The 19,047-nt window shown below is 46.2% G+C and carries 16 protein-coding genes; 6 read left to right on the top strand and 10 right to left on the bottom strand.

The features are described from left to right. Nucleotides 1-49: 49 nt before the first annotated feature. Complete coding sequence (locus ACFQ2O_RS03275) at nt 50-1,168, bottom strand: S1C family serine protease (protein WP_377522885.1); 1,119 nt, start codon at nt 1,166-1,168, stop codon at nt 50-52. A gap of 15 nt (nt 1,169-1,183) precedes the next feature. After that, a complete protein-coding gene (locus ACFQ2O_RS03270; protein ID WP_377522884.1) occupies nt 1,184-1,756 on the bottom strand; it encodes an RNA polymerase sigma factor in 573 nt (190 codons plus the stop codon). Between the two features lie 99 nt (nt 1,757-1,855). On the opposite strand from ACFQ2O_RS03270, the gene ACFQ2O_RS03265 reads away from it, so the two are divergent. Beyond that, complete coding sequence (locus tag ACFQ2O_RS03265; RefSeq protein ID WP_377522883.1) at nt 1,856-2,092, top strand: hypothetical protein; 237 nt, start codon at nt 1,856-1,858, stop codon at nt 2,090-2,092. A 129-nt stretch (nt 2,093-2,221) separates the two neighbouring features. Here the strand turns inward: ACFQ2O_RS03265 and ACFQ2O_RS03260 are convergent, their stop codons facing one another. Next, a complete protein-coding gene (locus ACFQ2O_RS03260; protein ID WP_377522881.1) occupies nt 2,222-3,406 on the bottom strand; it encodes a proline dehydrogenase family protein in 1,185 nt (394 codons plus the stop codon). 266 nt (nt 3,407-3,672) lie between these two features. On the opposite strand from ACFQ2O_RS03260, the gene ACFQ2O_RS03255 reads away from it, so the two are divergent. From ACFQ2O_RS03255 to ACFQ2O_RS03245, 3 genes are all read left to right on the top strand, one after another. After that, complete coding sequence (locus ACFQ2O_RS03255) at nt 3,673-4,761, top strand: chorismate mutase (RefSeq protein ID WP_377522879.1); 1,089 nt, start codon at nt 3,673-3,675, stop codon at nt 4,759-4,761. A 546-nt stretch (nt 4,762-5,307) separates the two neighbouring features. Beyond that, a complete protein-coding gene (gene aroB / locus ACFQ2O_RS03250) occupies nt 5,308-6,345 on the top strand; it encodes a 3-dehydroquinate synthase (protein ID WP_377522877.1) in 1,038 nt (345 codons plus the stop codon). Further along, nucleotides 6,342-7,568, top strand: coding sequence for a 3-phosphoshikimate 1-carboxyvinyltransferase (locus ACFQ2O_RS03245; protein WP_377522876.1), 1,227 nt, complete (start codon nt 6,342-6,344; stop codon nt 7,566-7,568). The genes aroB and ACFQ2O_RS03245 overlap by 4 nt, the downstream gene beginning before the upstream one ends. A 629-nt stretch (nt 7,569-8,197) precedes the next feature. Here the strand turns inward: ACFQ2O_RS03245 and ACFQ2O_RS03240 are convergent. From ACFQ2O_RS03240 to ACFQ2O_RS03215, 6 genes are all read right to left on the bottom strand, one after another. Continuing rightward, on the bottom strand, nt 8,198-8,971 hold the full coding sequence (locus ACFQ2O_RS03240; RefSeq protein WP_377522891.1) for an ABC transporter substrate-binding protein: 774 nt from the start codon (nt 8,969-8,971) through the stop codon (nt 8,198-8,200). A gap of 57 nt (nt 8,972-9,028) precedes the next feature. Then, nucleotides 9,029-9,271: a hypothetical protein gene (locus tag ACFQ2O_RS03235; RefSeq protein WP_377522875.1), complete on the bottom strand. Its 243-nt coding sequence runs from the start codon at nt 9,269-9,271 to the stop codon at nt 9,029-9,031. A 272-nt stretch (nt 9,272-9,543) separates the two neighbouring features. Continuing rightward, a complete protein-coding gene (locus ACFQ2O_RS03230; protein WP_377522874.1) occupies nt 9,544-10,614 on the bottom strand; it encodes a M42 family metallopeptidase in 1,071 nt (356 codons plus the stop codon). Between the two features lie 96 nt (nt 10,615-10,710). Then, nucleotides 10,711-12,270: an acyl-CoA carboxylase subunit beta gene (locus ACFQ2O_RS03225; protein WP_377522872.1), complete on the bottom strand. Its 1,560-nt coding sequence runs from the start codon at nt 12,268-12,270 to the stop codon at nt 10,711-10,713. A gap of 267 nt (nt 12,271-12,537) precedes the next feature. Next, nucleotides 12,538-15,132, bottom strand: a complete 2,595-nt coding sequence (locus tag ACFQ2O_RS03220) for an ATP-dependent Clp protease ATP-binding subunit (RefSeq protein ID WP_377522870.1) — start codon at nt 15,130-15,132, stop codon at nt 12,538-12,540. 118 nt (nt 15,133-15,250) lie between these two features. Then, nucleotides 15,251-15,856: a WbqC family protein gene (locus tag ACFQ2O_RS03215; protein WP_377522869.1), complete on the bottom strand. Its 606-nt coding sequence runs from the start codon at nt 15,854-15,856 to the stop codon at nt 15,251-15,253. 158 nt (nt 15,857-16,014) lie between these two features. On the opposite strand from ACFQ2O_RS03215, the gene ACFQ2O_RS03210 reads away from it, so the two are divergent. Beyond that, the gene (locus ACFQ2O_RS03210; RefSeq protein ID WP_377522868.1) at nt 16,015-16,926 is read left to right on the top strand and encodes a lysophospholipid acyltransferase family protein; all 912 of its coding nucleotides are present in this window, start codon (nt 16,015-16,017) and stop codon (nt 16,924-16,926) included. 45 nt (nt 16,927-16,971) lie between these two features. Here ACFQ2O_RS03210 and ACFQ2O_RS03205 read toward each other — a convergent pair whose 3' ends face one another. Further along, nucleotides 16,972-17,598: an L-threonylcarbamoyladenylate synthase gene (locus ACFQ2O_RS03205; RefSeq protein ID WP_377522867.1), complete on the bottom strand. Its 627-nt coding sequence runs from the start codon at nt 17,596-17,598 to the stop codon at nt 16,972-16,974. Between the two features lie 326 nt (nt 17,599-17,924). Here ACFQ2O_RS03205 and mltG point away from each other — a divergent pair, with 326 nt between their 5' ends. Continuing rightward, nucleotides 17,925-19,001, top strand: coding sequence for an endolytic transglycosylase MltG (gene mltG, locus ACFQ2O_RS03200; RefSeq protein WP_377522866.1), 1,077 nt, complete (start codon nt 17,925-17,927; stop codon nt 18,999-19,001). Nucleotides 19,002-19,047 lie beyond the last annotated feature (46 nt).

Here is a 19,047-nt window from a genome sequence, read left to right as displayed (position 1 = left end):
ATAACAATAGGTAGATGGGTTACGCATAAAGGTTATGCCTCTTGCCTTATTAATTATACACCTTAACTACAAATATATAATCTTTAAGTTTTTTCAATTGTTGAGGCCTGTTTTGACCCGAAAGTGCATTATTTTTTGGTAAGGAGAGAGGGGCAACATCGCTTGTAGCAGGCAATTCATTAATTAACTGCAAGAGGTAAGCGGACTTAATAGCAAATGCGGCACCTTCCTGCCCAGCCTGCTTTCCGCTGATAACTCCTATCAGGTTCCCTTTATCATCCAGTAGCGGGCCGCCACTGTTGCCAGGGTTAAGCGGTATAGAAACCTGGTACGCGGTGGAGTCATTTTCGAAGCCCGTAGTAGAGCTAAGCGAACCTTCTCCAAACACAATATCCTCGCGTGGGTAGCCTAGGGTAAATACTTTTTCGCCTAAATCAGACTCAGCAGTTTTGAAAGTATAAGGTAAGCGCCCAAAGCTTTGGAAAGCAGGATCTGTCACTTTTAAAATAGACAAATCATGAATTTCGTCGCGGTATACTTCGGTGGCTTTATACTTGAGGCCAGCTTTGTTTTCAATCATGATAGAGTCTGCCCCCTCTACTACGTGAGAGCTTGTTACCAGGTAACCATCTGCAGATATGGCAAAACCTGTTCCGGCAAAAGCAGCTGGTTTAGGAGGGACAGGCTTAGGAGCGTCATTAATGCCGTTGATAATGGCTGTCTGCGTTTTCTTTAAGCGCTCTACTTCGCGGCGGAGTTCTATGTAGCGCACAGTTTGCTGCTGCACAGGAGCTTTAAGCTGCTGCACACTAAGCAAAGTGCCAAACACTGAAAACAACGAAACGGTGGCCGCTACAGCAAGTGTTTGCTTGTGGCGCGTCCAGAGAACCTGCCATGCAGGCGGTGTGGCAGGTGCCGCAGGTTGCATCTCCTCATGAAAGATATTGAGTTTGTCACGCAAGTTTTGGCGCTGGCCGTATGCTTGCATGGCCTGCAACAGTTGCTGGTGCTCGCGCACCTGTTCAGCTAAATGTGCATCCGAACGCAGCAGCGCCTTAAAGGCCGCTTTGTCTTCAGCGGCCATATTGCCATTCAGGTAGCTTTCTATTTGCTCGTAAGCGCGATACTCTAACATTGTCGTCTTCTCCCGGCCTTTAGGTGGCCACATCTTTTTTTAGCCTGTCTAAACCTCAGGCTTATAGGTAGCAAAAAATATCTTTTTCAGGCGTTGAAGGCACTTATACTTCTGGTTTTTGGCGGTATCGCTGTTGGTGTAGCCAAACTTATCAGTAATATCCTGCATGCTTTGCGTTCTGATATAATAATCTTCCAGCAAGCTGCGGCAAGGCTCTCCTAACTGTAGCAGCGCATCACCCATTACACCAAACTGCCGTTCCTGCTCTTCGTGCTGCTGCACTTCTTCTTCTACTGGCACAAAGCTTTCTGACTCATCTAAGCGAGTGGCGTAGCGTCCTTTTTCAGCCAGCCGCTTTAGCCAAAGCCTTCTGCATACGGAGTAGAGGTAGGTTTTAATCTGGCAGGTAAGTTCCAGACTATTCTCCTTCACTTTTTCGTAAAACACGATAACGCCTTCCTGATAAATGTCTTTAGCTTCGTCATCGGTTCCGCTGTTGCTCATGATGAAATGAGAAATCACCGGGAAATAAAGTTTGTACAGGTGAGCCAGAGCTTTGTCGTCGCCAAGCCGGATGCCTTCCATAATTGCCTCATCCGTCTCATACAAACTTTTCTTCATCGTAATCTATTTTTAATACGCTAAGGGGCATTTTGTAACCCTCCGAAAATTAATTTAATTTTTTTTCAAAATGCCGGGTTACCATTCCCTGATTCCGGTATGAAGATCAAAATCGAAACCAAAACACTTAATCACAAGCACAAAATGAAAAAATTATTCACATTCGCTATCGTTGCTCTTGCTCTTACTTCTTTCACAGCTTGCACTAGCGAAGAAGCTACTACTGAAACTGAAGCTGTAGAAACTGAGGTTGTTGAAGAAACTCCAGTAATGGAAGAAGAAGTTGTAGTTGATTCAGCTGCAATCGTTACTGATTCTGCTACAATCGTTGAGTAATCATAGTTAATAGAACTACGGCTTTAAGCTTATAGTTCTGAAAACACACAATGGGGCCCCGTGCTGATGCGCGGGGCCCCATTGTTTTAAGAGCATAGAGGTTGCAGAATGCCCGCATCCTCTATGCTTTTATTTTTTTGCCCTGCGGCGCTCGATTTCTTTTTGGATCAGGTTAAACTCTCGGCTGCTTTGCCCGGCAATGGCTGTGTTCTCGTTAGCTCGGCGCAATAAGTAAGGCATAACTGCCTCTACCGGACCGTAGGGAACATACTTAGCCACATTGTAGCCGCTGTGCGCCAGGTTAAAAGAGAGGTTATCACTCATGCCAAACAGCTGCGCAAAGTATACACGCTCATCATAAGGCTCGATATAGTTATCACCCATCAGCTGGATAAGCAGGTAGCAACTGTTTTCGTTATGTGTGCCAGAGCAAAAAGCAATACGGTCTATGTGCTTGATGCAAAAACGTAAGGCATCATCAAAAAGCTTGTCAGATGCTTCTTTGGTTGGATTGATAGGGCTTGGCCTTCCTTCTGCCTCCGCACGGCGACGCTCTTTTTCCATGTAAGCACCACGCACTAACTTGGCTCCCAAGAAATAGCCTCCTTTTACAGCGTTTTCGTAGTCGCGGCTTATCACATCAAGCCGGTCGTGGCGGTACATCTGATAGGTGTTATAAATAATGGTTTTCTCTTTGTTATAGAGTTCCATCATTTCATAGGCTAAGTTATCAATTGTCTCCTGAATCCAGCTTTCTTCCGCATCTATAAAAACACGCACATCTGCCGCATAGCAGCTTTTGCAAATGGCATTCACACGATCCCGGCCACGTTCAAATGCAGCACGTTCTTCAGCATTTAGTTGCTGGCGTGCCTGCACTTTCTCCATCAGCTTAATGTCCATCAAACCCGTAATCTTGAACACTGAGAAAGGCACTTTTGGGTTAGCGCGGGCTTTTTCTACCGTGCGAAGCAATTCATCGCGCGTTGCATCAAAGCTTTTCTCGTCGCCTTCACCCTCTACTGAGTAATCCAGAATGGTGCCGATGTTATACTTTGCCAGTTCTTTAATGGCACGCTCAGATTCCTGAATAGTCTCACCGCCACAAAAATGATTGAAAATAGTTGGCTTGATGATAAATTTTACCGGCAGGTGCAGGTTTATGGCGGTGTTCAGTAAGCCGCCGCCAATTTTTACTAATGAGTTGCTGTTCATGGTCTTGAACAGCAGAAACATCTTGTATAATTCAGCATCAGACTTAGATGAAAAAGCCACAGCTGTATCGTCGAAAGATATTTTTGTAATCGGGTTCATGTGAGAATTATTAGCTCCGCAAAGATAGTGTTTCGGATACAGTTCGCAACTCTTTCGCCTGGCAGGTTTGCTTAATTTAAACCCTATCTGTGTTTAAACTTGTGACTATACTTTGCTGTTTGTTTTATACTTGATATTATGCAGGTTAGCCACGTAGGGTAGAGCCTGGTACAGATTACTCTTTTCAGAAACTTAAGTTACTTTTAAGTGATCTCTGCTGCCTTTTGTGTCTACATCAGCTACCTTTGTAACAACCAATACTATTGATGAAGTTTATTAGCAACAATTCTTTTTTTGCGAAGCTGCAGGTAGAGCAAAGCAAGCCTTTTGTGATTGCCGGCCCGTGTAGTGCCGAATCAGAGGAGCAGGTAATGGAAACGGCACAGGCCCTGCAGCAGCAAGGTATAAAGTTATTCAGGGCAGGTATCTGGAAGCCGCGCACCCGCCCTGGCAGCTTTGAGGGAGTGGGTGAGAAAGGGCTGGCCTGGCTGAAGCGTGTAAAGCAGGAGCTAGGGCTGATGGTAACTACGGAGGTAGCCACCGGTAAGCACGTGGAGGAGGCGCTGAAGTACAACATAGATGTGCTATGGATTGGCGCACGCACCACTGTAAACCCTTTTGCCGTGCAGGAAATTGCGGACGCCTTAAAAGGTGTGCAGGTGCCTGTGATGATAAAGAACCCTATTAACCCGGACCTTGCCCTCTGGATTGGTGCCATTGAGCGTATCTATACTACAGGTATAACTGATCTGGCAGCCATACATCGTGGCTTTTCGTCTTATGGGGAATCTAAGTACCGGAACACACCGCTGTGGCAAATTCCGATAGAGTTGAAGGCGCGCTTTCAGAATATGCCCCTCATTATAGACCCAAGCCACATCGGGGGCAAGCGTGAGCTAATCTTTCCGATTACTCAAAAAGCACTGGACCTTGGTTACGATGGCATGATCATCGAGTCGCACCCAAGACCTGACTTTGCACTGAGCGATGCTGCACAGCAGGTCACTCCTGCTGCGCTTAAAGATATTTTGGATAGACTGCAGGTGCGCAAGCCGAAGTATGATGATGCTGAACTGGTAAATCGGGCCGAGGAATTGCGCCTGCAAATTGATGCTGCAGACCATCATATTATTGAGGCCCTGGCTAAGCGTATGGCGCTTGTAGAGCTGATAGGAGAATATAAAAAGCTTAACAATGTGCAGGTACTACAACTGGAGCGCTGGAAAGAGATTTTCCGTACCCGTGCCAATTGGGCTGAGGAGGCTGGTGTAAGTCCTGCCTTCATAGAAGAACTGTACAAGCTGATTCACGTGGAATCTATCCGCAAGCAAACAGCTGTCATGAAAGACGAGTAAGAGATTTACCTGTTGGTTCTTTTTGAAATCAGATGCTTTTCTGAAAGTACGGCAAGCAGAGATATTAGTCCTGTGCCTATAGAAAGTATAAGATCCGGAAGGGTGAGAGGAGCAAAGAACCCTATTAGGAACGGCACATAAATAGCTCTGTTGCTTTAAGCGTGAACGAGCCTTTTTATCGCTAAGCTCGGTATCGGGTGAGCTCAGGGTTCCGGCGGCGAATTTTATGTGTTAACTTTTCAAAGCTTTTCATTTTTGTGTTAAAGCAGGAGCTATGTCCTGCTGCTCTCTGCTCTCCTTACTATTCTGTGCTTTCCTGTTTATGAGCAATCAATGCTTCATCGCTTCTTTATCTCTGCTCCCTGAATTCACCTATACTTCGGTTTGCAACTAAAAGCAGTAAGAAGCTTCTAAGAAATGCTTTGTTACGGGAAAACCCAACACGTATATTTGTGCAAACAGCTTTCTTAAGGTTTTAAGGGAAGCGTATGATAAAGAACCTGTTGTAGGCTTACTTCATTAAGCCTTGCACAAGATAAAATTAGCATGACCGAAACCATACATATAGGCCAGTCGGCACTACAGGAGCTACCGGAACTGCTCAAAAACAGAGCCTTTAGCAAAGTGGCTGTGCTGGTAGATGAAAATACGTTGGCCCATTGCTATCCGCAGCTGAAGCCATACTTGCCTGAGCACGACCTTATCCAGATAAAAAGTGGCGAGGAGCACAAAACACTGCAAACCTGCGAACTTATTTGGGGGCGCATGACCGAACTGCACCTGGACCGCTGGTCTGTACTGGTGAATTTGGGTGGTGGTGTGATCGGAGATATGGGCGGCTTTTGTGCAGCTGTTTTTAAGCGTGGATTATACTTTGTGCAGGTGCCAACTACCCTACTGGCACAGGTAGATGCCAGCGTGGGCGGCAAAACAGGGGTTGATTTCCATGGCCTTAAGAATCATATTGGGGTATACCAGGAGCCGCAAGCGGTATTTATCAACCCTGACTTTCTGCAAACGTTGCCACCAAGGCAGCTGAAATCCGGTTACGCTGAGATTATCAAGCATTGGTTGATTGCCGATGCAAATGCTTTTATGGAGCAGCGCCACATCGGGTTGTTCACAGAGGATTGGGAGAACCTGATACAGCATTCGGTAAGTATAAAATCTAAAGTAGTAGAAGTTGACCCGCTGGAGGGCGGCTACCGCAAGGTGCTGAACTTCGGACATACGGTGGGGCATGCCATAGAAACTTACCTATTAGATAAGCCGGAGCGCGAATTGCTGCACGGAGAGGCCATTGCCGTAGGGATGCTTTGCGAAGCCTGGATAAGTATGAAGCATGATTTGCTCTCTCAGCTGGAGTTAGAAAGGATAGAGACTTTTCTGGTTTCTATCTATGAAAAAGTGAGCCTAACGGAGGCTGATATACAGCTGATTGCCCAGTTCGCTTTGCAGGACAAAAAGAATACCCGCTCCACCATCAACTGTACCTTGTTGCAGGGCATCGGCAAAGCTGTTTTCGACCAGCCCATTACGGTGCAGGAAATTGTTGAATCATTACGCTACTACACTTTACTATGAGCCAGAGCCTTACCCTTAGCCACCCAACCGGAGTACTGAACGGAAGTATAAAATTACCAGCTTCTAAAAGCGAGGCTAATCGCGCACTGATTATTTCCGCACTTTCGGGGCAGGAGTCGCAGCTGCATAACCTCTCTGAAGCTAATGATACCCAGCTGCTACAGCGCCTGCTGAAGAGTGATGCTGCTACCATTGATGCCGAGGATGCCGGTACGGTAATGCGCTTCCTGACAGCCTACTATGCCATCACGGGCCAGGAAAAGACGTTAACTGGCACAGAGCGGATGTGCCAGCGGCCCATCAAAGTACTGGTAGAGGCCCTGCGGGAGCTTGGTGCAAGTATAGCATACTTGGGGGAAGAAGGATATCCGCCCCTAAAAATTGGCAAGTTTACCGGAAACGGCAAAAAGCAGCTGAAAGTACGCAGCGATATCAGTAGCCAGTATATATCTGCTCTGCTTATGATTGCTCCACTACTTCCTGAAGGCTTGGAGTTGGAGCTGGAAGGTAAAATTGGCTCTAGGCCATATATTGAAATGACGCTCTCGCTGATGAAGCATTTTGGTGTAGAAGCCATTTTTGAAGGAAACACTATTACCGTGGCACCACAGGAGTATAAAGCTGCTGAGTTTACGGTAGAGTCTGATTGGTCGGCGGCAAGCTACTGGTATAGCCTGGTAGCACTTGCCAAAGAGGCAGATATTACGTTACTGGGCTTAAAGGAGCACTCTTATCAGGGAGACCATGCCATTGCAGATATCATGTATAAGCTGGGCGTTTATACACAATTTACAGAGCAGGGAGTAAAGTTGATGAAGAAGAAGCATGAGCGCCATATTTCGCTCGATTTTTCTGATTGTCCTGACTTGGCTCAAACCATAGTGGCACTATGCGCTGCTCTTGGTGTACACGTAGACATGACGGGCCTTGAAAGCCTTCGCATAAAAGAAACGGACCGTATACAGGCGCTTCAGATTGAAGTGTTAGGAATGAACTGCTCTCTGGAAGAGATAACTCCGGGTGTATTTACTTTAGAGCCGGGAATTCTTCACAAACAAAAACTCAGCTTCCGTACTTACCAGGACCACCGTATGGCTATGGCCTTCGCGCCGCTTGCCCTGCTGGAGCCAGTGGATATTCAGGAGCCAAGTGTAGTGCGTAAATCATACCCAAGGTATTGGGAGGATTTACAGAAAGTAGGGTTTAAAGTAATTATGAACTAAGTATAGTAGGCACTACCCGCTGGCAATAGCTAAAGTTCCTGCTATACTTGATGCAGTTTATACTTGCATAGGCTTCCTTTTCCCGCTGGCGCTAGCTTGCAGCTAGTGCTTACTATGGTGTAGAGCTTCCAGCTCTACTGGGTCGCAGAGCCAGCCATACTTGCATTAGCCTTAGCTATACTTGCTACGGCCATACTTCCATAGCTACAGCTTGCTGTGGTTTGAAACAAGCTATCCTTTCTCGCTTCTGTTCATCCTCCAGTTCCCAAACACCTATTGTTTCACGTTATACTTTAGAGCGCTCACAGCTGGGGTAGGGGCCCTATATAAGCGAGGGCTCGTCTTGGGAATAGGGGCCCTCGTTAACCGTATCGCGCTGTGTAGTCTCCTGCCTAACGGCTGCCGCTCGCGCGGCACCGGAAACCTATAAAGCGCTTAATGGAAAGACTGGGATCAGTTCAGTAGCCAAAGCTGACGGAGCTTAAACTAACTCCCCTCTCGGGAGGGGCTGGGGTGGGTTCAGCTGAATAACTTTGACTACATAACTTATACTGGTACTGTAGCAGATACATATTAAAAAGGGGGCAAGGGTGGGGTCACTTGAATAGCCAAACCTACAGCCTTTATACTTATAAACTTTCCTGCACCTCCTGAATCACCTGCTGCAAATAAGCTGGGGCGTGTAAAAGCCTGCTGCCATACCAGCTGAACATCTCACCATCTACCATTTTTACTAATGCCTGCGGGCACAACTCCCTGAACTCCTGTATGTGCTTTTCTTTGAACGGGTAAGGCTCTGATGACAGAAGTATAAGCTGTGGGTTTGCCTGCTGTAGTTGCTCCGGTGTGATTTCAGGGTATCGTGCCAAATCTGCGAAGATGTTGGAAAAGCCGCACCGTTGCAGCATGTGGTCTATGATGTTGTGGCTGCCTACGGCCATGTAGGGCTTGCGCCAGATAAAGTAAGCTGTTTTTATACTTGGTTGCATTGGCTGTAGCTGCTCAAAACCTGATTTTATACCTTGTTCCAGTTCTGCAGCTTTGCCTTCAGTATCAGTCAGTTTTCCAACCTGCTGCAGCATCTCTAGTGCGTCATCCAACGTGTAGATGTCACTCATCCATACAGTATACTTCTGCTGTAGCTGTTCTATGCCTTCTTTATAATTCTCCTCTTTATTCCCAATAATCAGGTCTGGCTGTAGTTCATCTATTTTATCGAAATGGAAATTCTTGGTTCCCCCGATGATGGGCTTTTGCTTTGCCTGTTCTTTTGGGTGAATGCAGAATTTAGTGATACCTGCAATTCGGTGGGCAAGGCCTAAGTCAAACAAAAGCTCTGTTTGACTTGGTACAAGTGATATGATACGCTGCGGTGGTTTTGGCAAACTTAGCTGCTTGCCCATTTGATCAGTAAAATGCACGGTAGATAAATTACAGAGTATACAAAAAAGGGGAATGAGCTATACTTCCTGAAAGAATAAACGGGCATACTCCTTTGTACCCCAAAGTGGCACAAGTGCCTTAAAGGTTTCTGCTACGGATAAGCCAACTGCTTTTCTGCGGACATTCACTACTATACATAAGTGTATGAGTAGCATAATAAGTACCGGAGCTCTTACTTTAGGGTCACGGTTGTGTGTTAAAAACACAGCAAGTATAAACCACGGCAGAATAATCAAAACCCAGAATAAGTATCGGTTCATAGCTTTAGGTTAGTCGCTTAGAGCATGTTTAAAATTCATCCTTTGCGCTGCAAGCTGCCTGTAAAGGAACCTGGCTTCACGCTTTTCTCGCTCCATAGCGCTGCTATGAAGCTCTAAAACCGCTTTGCCAGAACCCTTTCCATTCAGCTTTCGCTTGCAAAAACGAAATGTAAACATGCTCTAGTTAAGTTAAGAAGCATTGGCTTAAAAACCAAAGCCCCACAGGTTACAGAACGCTGTGAGGCTTTGGTGCAATCAGAAGTTTGAAACGATTAGCTCAGGTAACGGAAGTCCTGCTTATCTTCAATCTTAAGTATGGTTTCGTAGATCATGTTGATTACGTTCTCTACGTCGTCTTTATGCACAGTTTCTACAGTAGTATGCATATATTTAAGCGGCAACGAGATCAGGGCAGAGGCCACACCTGCATTAGAGTAAGCAAATGCGTCTGTATCGGTGCCTGTTGCACGTGAAACCGCTGCACGCTGGAAAGGTATTCCTTTTTCCTGTGCCGTATTGATGATCAGGTCGCGCACGTTATTTTGTACGGCAGGGCCATAGGCAATTACAGGGCCTTTTCCGCAATGGATATCACCGTTGGTTTTCTTCTCATACATCGGCGACTGCGTGTCGTGCGTTACATCTGTAATGATGGCAACATCCGGCTTTATGCGGTGCGCAATCATTTCGGCACCACGGAGGCCAATCTCCTCCTGCACTGCATTTACAATGTATAGGCCGAAAGGCAGCTTTTTGCCATCCTCTTTTAAGCGACGGGCTACTTCTGCAATCATGAAACCACCGATACGGTTATCCAATGCACGGCCCACGTAGTAGCGGTCGTTCATTACGGTAAACTCATCTTCGAACGTGATAACGCAACCCACGTGCACACCCATTTTCTCTACTTCCTCACGGTTGCTGGCACCGCAATCCAGGAAAATAGTTTCCATGGTTGGGGCTTTGTCGTTTTCTACTTTGCGCACATGTATAGCTGGCCAGCCAAATACAGCCTTTACAATGCCTTTGGAAGTATGGATGTTCACGCGCTTAGACGGTGCAATCAGGGCATCAGAACCACCGTTGCGGCGTACGTAAATGTAGCCTTCCGGTGTGATGTAGTTTACAAACCAGCTAATCTCGTCGGCGTGTGCCTCAATTACTACTTTATATTCTGCCTCCGGGTTTATCACACCTACTACGGTGCCGTAAGTATCTACAAAGTACTCGTCTATGTATGGCTTCATGTACTCCAGCCAAAGCTTCTGGCCTTCTACCTCAAAGCCGGTGGGAGAGGAGTTATTCAGGTATTTCTGTAGAAAATCGAAAGATTCTTGTCTCATTTGTTGTCAGATGTTGGTGTATGGTTAGAATCAAGTAAGCCTGTGCCGCTGGATATTCCCCCCTTGGCACAGGCTACAAATAGTGTTTATGTAAGTTTAAAGCGGAATGTTTCCGTGTTTTTTGCGAGGCAAGGTTACGGCTTTGTTTTCCAGCATTTTAAATGCTTTTATAAGCTTAGTTCGAGTCTCAGAAGGCATAATTACCTCATCAATAAAACCACGGTGTGCGGCACGGTAAGGAGTAGCAAATTTTTCTTTATACTCCTGCACTTTCTCTGCCAGTTTAGCTTCCGGATCTTCGGCAGCGGCAATCTCACGCTTAAAAATAATTTCGGCAGCACCCTGAGCACCCATCACCGCTATTTCGGCAGTTGGCCAGGCAAAGTTCATGTCGGCACCAATGTGCTTGGAGTTCATTACATCATAAGCGCCACCATAAGCCTTGCGTGTAATAACGGTGATACGTGGCACTGTAGCCTCGCAGAAAGCATAAAGCAGTTTGGCACCGTTGGTGATAATGCCTCGCCACTCCTGGTCGGTACCCGGAAGGAATCCCGGTACATCTTCCAGTACTAACAATGGTACATTAAAGGAATCACAGAACCGTACAAAGCGGGCTGCTTTGGTGCTGGCGTTTATGTCTAACACACCGGCAAGAACGGCAGGTTGGTTACCCACGATGCCTATGCTGCGACCTCCCAAGCGGGCAAAGCCCACTACAATGTTATCGCCAAAGTTTTTATGTACTTCAAAGAAAGTACCTTCATCTATAATACCATCAATTACTTCCCGAATGTCGTACGGCTGGTTCGGGTTTTCAGGGATAATAGTGTCCAGTACTTTGCGGGTTTCGTCAGCTTGTAGTTCGTATGGCAACGAAGGTGGCAATTCTTCACAGTTCTGCGGAACATAGCTCAGCAGTTTTTTGATGTAGGTGATACACTCTACCTCGTTTGCACAGGAGAAGTGGGTAACACCACTTTTTGTACTATGTGTGCTGGCTCCACCTAATTCTTCAGAAGTTACTTCTTCATGTGTTACCGTTTTCACTACGTTAGGGCCGGTCACGAACATGTATGAGGTGTCCTCTACCATCATAATAAAATCAGTGATGGCCGGAGAGTATACTGCACCTCCCGCACATGGCCCCATAATAGCCGAAATCTGAGGAATAACACCTGAGGCTAGCGTATTGCGATAGAAAATATCCGCATAACCACCCAGCGATACTACGCCTTCCTGAATACGGGCTCCGCCAGAGTCGTTCAAGCCAATAACAGGAGCGCCGTTTTTCATGGCCAGTTCCATGATTTTTACGATCTTTTCAGCATGGGTTTCCGAAAGTGAGCCGCCCAATACGGTGAAATCCTGAGAGAAAACATATACCAGGCGACCATTTATAGTGCCATATCCCGTTACGACACCATCACCTAAATAGTACTGCTTATCCAGACCAAAATCTTTGGAGCGGTGCATGACAAACTTGCCTATTTCCTCAAAAGAGCCTTCATCCATTAGCAGGTGGATACGCTCACGGGCTGTAAGTTTCCCTTTTTTATGCTGTGCCTCTATTCTGTCCTGACCACCGCCAAGTAGCGCCTCTGCGTTTTTGCGCTCAAGTGTGTCTAGTTGGTCTTGCCTGATTTCTCCAGCCATGTTTTGATTAGGTGTATGTGTAGTTTCCAATATTCGTTTCCTCAAATTTAACAAACTCCAGCTAAAAGCTTTACAATTTTATAACTTTTTGAATGCAGGAAGATAAGTTGCTAACCTACCAGGGTGAAGTTATTCTTGCTCATGCTGAACAGGTTAGTAGCTATTTTCTTAAAGCCTTCTAAGCTGCATAATTGGTTTAGTACTGGTGAAGACAAAAAAATAAGGGCTACCGGTTAGGGTAGCCCTTATGCTAACTAAAGCTATATGTTATTCTTTTGTCTTGTCTGAATCAGAAGACTTGCTTGGCTCGGACTCTGGTGCCTCATCAGAAGCGCTTTTGATCTTTTTGCCGCTCTTTTTTGAATTGAACGTCAACTTCTCTTCGCCTTCTTTATAGTCTACCATAATCATATCACCCTGGTTAACCTCAGCTTTCAGGATCTCCTCAGCAATCGGATCTTCGATATACTTTTGGATGGCTCTATTCAGCGGACGTGCGCCATACTTCGGATCATACCCTTTCTCAGCCACAAAGTCTTTCGCCTCTTTGGTGAGTTCTATAGTATAACCAAGCGTTTCCACACGGGTAAAGAGTTTCTGAAGCGACAGCTCAATGATTTTGTGCATGTCTTCACGGCTAAGTGAGTTAAACACAATCACATCATCCAGACGGTTCAGGAATTCAGGCGAGAACGTTTTCTTTAATGCACTGGCAATAGTGCCTTGCATGATTTCATCTACGTTCTCCTGCTTGCTCTTCGACATGAAACCGATACCAGCGCCAAAGTCCTGTAAATCACGAGCACCGATGTTAGATGTCATGATGATGATCGTATTCCGGAAGTCAACCTTACGGCCTAGTCCGTCTGTTAAAATACCATCATCCAGTACTTGCAGCAACAGGTTGTATACGTCCGGGTGCGCTTTCTCGATCTCATCCAGCAGTACCACAGAGTATGGCTTGCGACGGATCTTCTCGGTCAGCTGACCACCTTCTTCGTAACCTACGTATCCCGGAGGCGCTCCCACTAAGCGAGATACACTGAATTTCTCCATGTACTCACTCATATCGATACGCACCAGCGAATCTTCTTTATCGAACAGGTAAGTAGCCAGTACTTTGGCAAGCTCTGTTTTACCTACACCTGTCGGGCCAAGGAACACGAAAGAACCAATTGGCTTTTTCGGGTCTTTAAGACCAACGCGCGTACGCTGAATAGCTTTTACCAGTTGGCTGATAGCTTTATCCTGGCCGATCACTTTGCCTTTCAGCTCTTCGCCCATGTTCAGCAGCTTCACGCCTTCTTTCTGAGCGATACGCTTCACCGGTATACCTGTCATCATGGCAATAACTTCTGCCACATTTTCCTCTTTTACCTGATAGCGCTTTTTCTTGGTCTCTTCTTCCCAGTCTTTTTTAGCGGCATCCAGCTGGTCGATGAGTTTTTTCTCTTTATCACGCAGTTGGGCAGCCTCTTCATACTTCTGGCTTTTCACCACACGGTTTTTCTCCGTTTTGATGTTTTCGATCTGCTCTTCCAGTTTCAGGATATCTTCCGGCACCACAATGTTGTTGATGTGTACTCGGGCACCAGCCTCATCCAGAATATCGATTGCCTTGTCTGGCAGGAAGCGGTCGCTCATGTAGCGATCAGAAAGCTTCACGCAGGCCTCAATGGCTTTGTCGGTATAGTTTACGTGGTGGTGATCCTGGTATTTATCTTTGATGTTGTGCAGGATTTCCATTGTTTCCTCTGGTGTAGTAGGATCTACCATCACAATCTGGAAACGACGGGCAAGTGCACCATCTTTTTCAATGTACTGGCGGTATTCATCCAGCGTAGTGGCACCGATGCATTGGATTTCGCCACGGGCAAGCGCAGGCTTGAACATGTTGGAAGCATCCAGCGAACCGGAAGCGCCACCTGCACCTACAATCGTGTGCAGCTCATCAATGAACAGGATCACGTCCGGAGACTTCTCCAACTCATTCATCACCGCCTTCATACGCTCTTCAAACTGGCCACGGTACTTGGTACCAGCCACTAAAGAGGCAAGATCCAGGGTTACCACACGCTTATTAAACAGCACACGGCTTACCTTTTTCTGAATGATACGCAGGGCAAGGCCTTCCGCAATGGCTGTTTTACCAACACCAGGCTCACCAATCAGGATCGGGTTATTTTTCTTACGGCGGCTCAGTACCTGTGCCACACGCTCAATTTCCTTTTCACGGCCAACAATCGGGTCCAGTTTATCTTCTTCTGCCAGCTTTGTCAAGTCGCGGCCAAAGTTATCCAGCACCGGTGTACGGGATTTTTCGCCTGCTTTCTTGCTTGCGCTGCTGCCAGAGCGGGATGACGAGGAACCAAACAGCTTGTCCGAATCATCGGAATCGTCTGTGTCAGACGATGCTAATGGATTATTGCTGTGATAATCCAAAGAGTCTCTTATTGCTTCGTAGTTCACGCTGAATTTCGCTAAAATTTGTGAAGAAATATTGTCTTCATCCCGCAGGATGGATAACAGAAGGTGTTCTGTGCCAATAACATCACTCTTGAAGATTTTTGCCTCCAGGTAAGTTATTTTCAGCACCTTCTCGGTCTGCTTCGTGAGCGGGATACTGCCAGTGATGTTGCTGCTTTGCGAAGCGGTATTTCGGGTAGCCTGTTCTAAAGCGTACTTTAACTCATCTATCGAAACGCCAAGCTTTTTCAGCAGGGCAATGGCAGTGCCTTCTCCTTCCCGAATCATACCCAGCACCAGGTGTTCGGTGCCGATGTAGTCATGTCCGAGCCGAATGGCTTCTTCCCGGCTAAGCGAGATGACCTCTTTTACTCGGTTTGAGAATTTTGCTTCCATGTATACTATACTCCGTGTAATCTAAATATTCAAAATTGTTTTCTAACTGATTGAGGCTAACAGGATAAGCTGTAATTAGAACAGGCTTGTAAAGCAATTGTTCAGTTTGCCGACACCTTTACTTCAGGTAAGATATGGAGGCAGGGCCCTGTGTAAACAACAAGTCAATTATACTTAGCTCTGGTACAAATTGTTTGCCAAATACTTGCGTATAAGTTTTTACGTGCAAATTGTCAGGATAGATTTTAGGATGTACCTTATTTCTTAGATCCAGCACGTGATCAGGAGGCTGTACCTGGTAAATCGCTGTATAACTTAGTGGCTTATCTAGTTTTAGTAATTTAAGATAAAGCTTCAAAAGATCAACATTTAGCTCAAATAAAAATTTTGGCTGCCGTTCGTATACCTCTCGCAGGTAATCGCTGTAAAATTCAAAATAAGGTGCTCTGCCGTATGCTGCCTGTATAGTTCGCCAATGCACCTGCTGCCATTTCTGGCTATAATCTATCTCTATCTCCTGTATCGGTATTTTAGCACTGCTGTTCCCTTTAATAACCGGAACGCTGAGTGGCTGTACTCCCTGTGCTGTCAGCACATGGCACCTGTTACGATAACTTTGTTTTATGTAATTTTCATGCGCCTCTAACTGTATACTTTCAGAGCGAATTGCGTGCCAGAAAAAAGCCAATGGCGGGTTATATTGAGCTTCTGATAAAAGAATCAAACCTGTCTTTAATTATGTATGAATTACGAATGGATGAGGAAACCGGAGTTTACATCAATAGTTGCTTTTTGCGCTCGTCCGGCTGCTAAATAAGCATAGGAACTGTAATTTCATAATTTGAGGTGAGGATTGTACCTTTGCTTCTGTCCTTATAGCCCATGATGAAGAGTTCAAATATTCCACCCCTGTATTATCCGCTTTGGTTATTGTTAAAGGGCTTAGGAGCACTTCCTTTCAGTGTGCTATACGGTATGTCGAACGTTTTATACGTGCTGGTTTACTATGTGATTGGGTATCGTAAAAAAGTGACTTTTCAGAACCTGCGCATGGCTTTCCCTGAAAAAGATGAACAGGAAATCAAACAAATAGCCAAAGACTTCTACAGGCAGTTTATGGATGTGCTGGTGGAGACGCTGAAGCTTTCTTCTATCAGCCAAGAGGAGTTTTCCCGGCGACTCATCTTTTCCAACGCCGAATTACTGGGCAATATTGTGAAGCAAGGGAAGCAGGCCATCACTATGGGCTCCCACACGGGTAACTGGGAATGGATTCTTTCGGCTGGCGCCGTACAGTTCGATTTCCCGACGGCCGGCGTGTACAAGCCGCTCAACAACCCTTTCTTCGAAGCTTACATGCTGCACCTGCGGAGCCGCCTCGGGCCACGGCTCATCAAAATGAAAGAAACGCTGCGCGACTTTGCTGCAAACAGAAACGTTCCCCGAGTGGTAGCCATGCTTTCAGACCAGACGCCGTTGCACAGCGAGATCACCTTTTGGACAGAATTTATGCACCAAGATACCCCTTTTTATGTAGGCGCAGAAAAGATAGCTCGAAAGTTTAACTGTCCAGTGCTTTTTCTTGATGTGCAGCGCATTAAACGCGGCTACTACCGCCTCACCTTTGAAATGATTTGGGATGGCACACCTTTTCCTGCGAACACAGAAGGCTATCCCATCACCGAAACTTTTGCACAGAAATTAGAGGCCAGCCTTCGCCGCAGCCCTGCCGACTACCTCTGGACCCATAAACGCTGGAAACATCGCCGCGTAGTGGCGAGTTCTGAGTCTTGAGTTCTGAGTTATTACTCGAGATTCAGAACTCAAGACTCAGAACTCCTAAAGGTACTGCTCAATGTCTCCGGCTCCCTGGCGGAGCACTTCAAAATTGTTCGTAACGTCCACTACAGTAGAGGCTATGTTATTGCCGGGACCTCCATCTATCACCGCATCCACCAGGTTTTTATACTTCTCATAAATAAGTTCAGGGTCAGTGCTGTACTCCAGTACCTCATCGTCGTCGTGCACGGACGTTGATAGGATAGGGTTGCCTAATTCCTTTACCAAAGCTAGTGCGATGTTGTTATCAGGTACCCGGATACCTACTGTCTTTTTCTTGGCGCTGGTATACTTAGGCACATTGCTGGTGGCATCTAACACAAATGTAAAGGGCCCGGGCAAGGCCTTCTTCATCACCTTATAGGTTGGTGTGTCGATTTTAGCGTAGTCAGAGATGTGGGTGAGGTCGGAGCAGATAAAGGATAGATTTACTTTATCTGGCTTTACGCCTTTTATCTGGCACACGCGTTCTACGGCACGGGCATTGTGAATATCGCAGCCTAAGCCATAGATAGTGTCAGTGGGGTAAATAATTACGCCTCCGTTACGAAGTATCTCTACGGCTTCTCTGATTTTGCGCTCTTGCGGCGTTTCGGGATGTATTTGAATGAGGGATGCGTTACTCATAGTTTTGAAATTGTTTTATGTTATCGAGAGGTTACATAGTATAGCTCGTACTGCTGCTGGATATATTATGCTATTCAAAAAAACATAGCTGCATTAGGTGATTTGCTGTTTAAAAACCCAGGGTGCTACAATACATAACATAAACATACTTGATAAACTGCACATGCGTTACACCTAATCTACGCAGCAAAAAGGAGTCAGCCAAAATTTAAATTTCCTATTCGCCCTGTCGCACTTATGCAATTAAAGACATTCGTGTTATTTTTGCGCCCTGATTACCAACAGGTACGGAACCTAAAATTAATTCCGGGCCTTTTACCAACACTATGGCCAACGAAGTCAATAACCCAAGACCCAGAAGACAGCGGAAAGAGAAGAGCAAATTACTGCCAGCACTGGCAGTTTTGTTTCTATTTCTGTTTGTGAGCTTCTCTTACTATGCCTATCAGATTGTGTATACCCCGAACGTAGACACAAAAGACCGTGATACCTATGTTCTTATTCCCACAGGAGCTACCTATGGGCAAGCGATGGATTCTATCGAGGCCAGTGGTGCAATCATAGACAAACTATCGCTCCGTTTTATGGCCAAGCTGATGGATTATGATAAACTCGTAAAACCGGGACGCTATAAATTAGAGCACGGCTGGAGCAACCGCCAATTAATCGGAGTGCTGCGCCTGGGGCAGCAAGCACCACTTAACCTTACTTTTACCAATGTACGCCTGCGCAACCAGCTGGCTGCTAAACTGGCAACGGAGATAGAAGCCAGCGAACAGGAGCTAGACAGCCTGCTAAGTGACCAGGCGTATCTGCAAACCTTAGGCTTCGACACTACCACGGTGGTAAGCATGTTTATACCTAACACCTACGAGTTGTACTGGACTACTACTGCGCCAGAACTCATGCAGCGCATGAAAAAAGAGTATGACAAGTTTTGGACTGCCGAGCGCAAAGCCAAAGCTGATAAGCTGGGGCTGACGCCAAAACAGGTAAGTACACTCGCTTCTATTGTGCAGGCCGAGACAATTAAAAGAGATGAGAAGCCAAAGGTGGCAGGGGTATACCTAAACCGCCTGCAGAAAGGTATGCTGCTGCAGGCTGACCCAACGGTTGTTTTTGCTGTGCGTGATTTTTCTATTCGCCGTGTGCTGAACAAGCACCTTGCCTACGACTCGCCTTATAATACCTATAAGTATAAAGGCTTGCCTCCCGGTCCAATCAATGTACCGGATATATCCAGTATTGATGCAGTGCTGAACCCGGAGCAGCACAACTACATTTACTTCTGTGCGAAAGATGATTTCTCCGGATATCATGCATTCGCGGTTACAGAGCGCGAGCATATTAACAACGCGCGCCGCTATCAGCGTGCCCTTACCCAGCGTAATATCCTAAACTAAATTAATACACCAGGAGGGCCTGCTCACGTTTAACTAGCGTAGCAGG

The organism is Pontibacter rugosus, from assembly GCF_042678745.1.
In the GTDB taxonomy this organism is placed as follows: Bacteria; Bacteroidota; Bacteroidia; order Cytophagales; family Hymenobacteraceae; genus Pontibacter; species Pontibacter rugosus.
Note: the sequence above shows the minus strand (reverse complement) of the source record. Positions and strands in the feature narration are given on the sequence as shown.